Source organism: Candidatus Zixiibacteriota bacterium, from assembly GCA_035380245.1.
GTDB lineage: Bacteria > Zixibacteria > MSB-5A5 > GN15 > FEB-12 > DAOSXA01.
The window spans coordinates 1-3,282 of sequence record DAOSXA010000023.1 but is presented as its reverse complement, the minus strand read 5'-3'; the positions used below and the strand labels follow the sequence as shown (position 1 = coordinate 3,282).

Genomic DNA, 3,282 nt, shown 5'->3' with positions numbered 1-3,282 from the left:
TTTTACCACTCCGAATTTCGTCACCAGGCGGTTTTGCCTTTTTTTTGCCTGCTGTCTTCGTTCAATCAGCCGAAGCCTGGCCGCCTATTTATTACTACGCAATATCGTAATATAAGGATAAAACAAAAAGGTGTTGACAAAAGCGGGATAGTTATTATTTTGTTGGCGTCTAGGGAAATAGTTGTGTTATCAAGCGCTTCTGTTTTGCGTCTGACGCACCTTAAGTAACGATAAGTATCACTTAGCGTTACGAAGTTCAAGCCAAGATCATTCGGTTTTCGATAAAGGATTTGAAACCAATTAGAGAGATACAATCTCTGATGGTTTTACTCTCCTTGCCCTTATTTCCATTCAGTTTCATGGCCGTCAAATCAACTGATGTTGAGCTGTTTCTTTGGACGGTTCCTCGCGGTTGAACAGGCGATGATACTGGCGGGCGCCTAACCCGGCCACAAGGCAAGCTTAGGTAATTAAGAAGGTGATCGGAGAGTCTTATCCGGTAGAATGCCTGATGAGATGATTGCCTGAACTTTAATGTGACTTTTTTATAAAGGAGCATTATAATGATGCAAAGAAGAAGCATATATTCTTTGTTACTGACCTCCTTTATACTGGTATTTGCTTTCACTACTTCATTTGCTGATGAAGTGCTGTTTGATCACAAATCAGTGCTTCGCGGCCAGAGCCAGATATTGGACATAACTGTTGACAACAGCAGCATGGACATATCTGCGTTTGAGATCATATTCGAGATGACGTCGGCCACCGGCGGAGCCTATTTCGACAGTTATACGATCGATTGGGACGCGGCTTTCACGGCGTTAACTCACCGTTATCTTGACCTCAGCATGGCCTCTGGCACAGCTCCTGACACCGTTCGTATGGCGGCTTTGAAGATGGATCCTGCTGACGTGGATCTTGGCGCCGGCGTAACCGTCGTGGCTCAGATTGATTTCACGGCGAACTATGCTTGTGGCGGTACGGTCGAAGTAGCGGGCGTCGATCTGGAGGTTGGTCAGAATATTTGTGCTAATACTGCTTGTGCAACGACAGCGACGACCCAGTTCGTTGATGTTGCCGGAACTGGTTTATATCCGGTCCCGGTCAACTCGGAAGCTCCCGACGGAGTGACCATTTTGACGATCAGTAACGATCCGCCGGTTCTCGATCCGATTGCGGATGCTACGATACACTGGGGCGACACTTATGTTGGCCAGGCAACGGCCACAGATAATGACGATCCGGGTAACGTGACCTTCTCGATCGTGTCGGGTCCTGCGGGCCTGGCCATCAATGCAAATACCGGTGTAATCACCTGGACGACCGATGGTGCTGACATTTGTGAGCACGTGGTAACGGTACAGGTTGAGGACCCGTGCGGCGACACTGATGAGACGACCTTCACCATTTGCGTACAGAACGACGCTCCGACGTTTGTTTGCACCTTGCAGGCCAACGGCAACGAGTTCTGTCCCGATGAAGACAATGTCGTAGTGTCCGGTATGGGTGGTATTTTGACCGGCGACGTGGACGCCACTGACGCTGACAGCGGTCCGTCGGCTCTTCTGTATACGGTCAATGCTTTCACCGGTCCCGGTTCGATCAATCTGGATCCGGCCACGGGTGAATGGTCCTGGGACACCCCGTATCTGGATCCCGACTTCACCGGCACCTTTACCCTGGTGCTTGGTGTCACCGACGGTGCTCCGGTCTGTGATCCTTGCAGCCCGTCGAATTCCGATGAGATTTCGATAACGATCGTAATCGTACCGTTCCTGCTGACGATTGAGAAGACTCATGACGTCTATCAGGGCATGGTTGATTCGGTTGATATCTTCATGCTCAACGGCAACTACCAGAACCACGAGATCGGTGGTTTTGACTTCCTGGTCCAGTACGATCAGTCGGCTCTGACGCTGAACACGGTTCAGCCGGGCGACTTCATTGAAGACTGTGACTGGGAGTACTTTACCTATCGCCAGGGCGAGAACGGCAACTGCGGTTCCAACGCCTGTCCGAGCGGTATTGTCCGTATCGTGGCGATCGCCGACATGAACGACGGTATTAGTCATCCGTCCTGCTACACCAACACTCTGGGTTCGGTGAGCAACCAGTTGGCGACGATGTACTTCTACGTTTCCAACGATCGTACCCTGGAGTGCATGTACGCTCCGGTCCGCTGGGTCTGGTACGATTGTGGTGACAACGCTATTTCCGATGTTTCCGGTGAGCAGCTCTATATTTCCCGCTATCTGTGGGATTTCGAGACGACCGTCGGAGACTTCGCTTCCTCCATCGCCGATCCGACCCATGCTTTCCCGACGCTGTATGGCGCGAACTATGTTTGCGACACGCTGAATCAGGGGCATCCGGAGAAGCCGGAGTTGATCCGCTGGGTCGACTTCGTCAATGGTGGTGTTGATATTATCTGCGCCGACTCGATCGATGATCGTGGTGACCTGAACCAGAACGGCCTGGCGAACGAAATCTCCGACGCCGTTATGTTCAGCAACTACTTCATCCAGGGTCTGAGCGTGTTTGGTGGCTACGAGCAGGCCGCCATCGCCGCTTCCGACGTCAACGCTGACGGTATCACCTTGTCGGTTGCCGACCTGGTTTACCTGATCCGTTTGATCGTTGGTGATGCGGTTCCGTATTCGAAGACAGCCTCCCCGGTGGCGGTCGACTACAGCCTGAGCCAGAGCGGCATCATGTCGGTGCGTAACACCGAGATCGGTGCGGCTTTCGTGGTTATGGCCGGCGACGTCGTGCCGGAACTGCTGACCGACAATATGGAAATGCTCTATGCCTTTGACGGCACTAACACCCGCATTCTCGTGTCCTCGATCGAGGGCAACAGCTTCACCGGGGACTTCCTCCAGGTGAACGGCGAGATCGTGTCGGTTGAAATGGCCACCCGCGAGGGCGCCATGGTGCTGTCCAACCAGGTCCCGTCGAACTTCGGTTTGGCTCAGAACTATCCCAACCCGTTCAACCCGACGACGACCATTGGCTTTACTCTCGAAGAGCGCAGCGAATTCAACCTGACCATCTACAACGTCACCGGTCAGGTCGTGGCTTCGTTCTCCGGTATGGCTGAAGCCGGCCCGCAGTCCATCGAATGGAATGCCGAAGGCCAGGCTAGCGGTATTTACTTCTACAAACTCACCGCCGCTAACAACACAGCCACCAAGAAAATGGTACTCCTGAAGTAACCCTCGTCCAGTTACTTCTTAACCATTACAAAGCCCTGCCACTCAAGGCAGGGCTTTGCTTTTGGGG

2 protein-coding genes are annotated in these 3,282 nt (G+C 52.6%); both read left to right on the top strand.

The features are described 5' to 3' along the window. Nucleotides 1-228: hypothetical protein (locus PLF13_15000; protein HOP08577.1), on the top strand; the 228-nt coding region annotated here is incomplete at its 5' end. A 335-nt stretch (nt 229-563) separates the two neighbouring features. Beyond that, nucleotides 564-3,215: a T9SS type A sorting domain-containing protein gene (locus tag PLF13_14995; GenBank protein ID HOP08576.1), complete on the top strand. Its 2,652-nt coding sequence runs from the start codon at nt 564-566 to the stop codon at nt 3,213-3,215. Nucleotides 3,216-3,282: the final 67 nt, after the last annotated feature.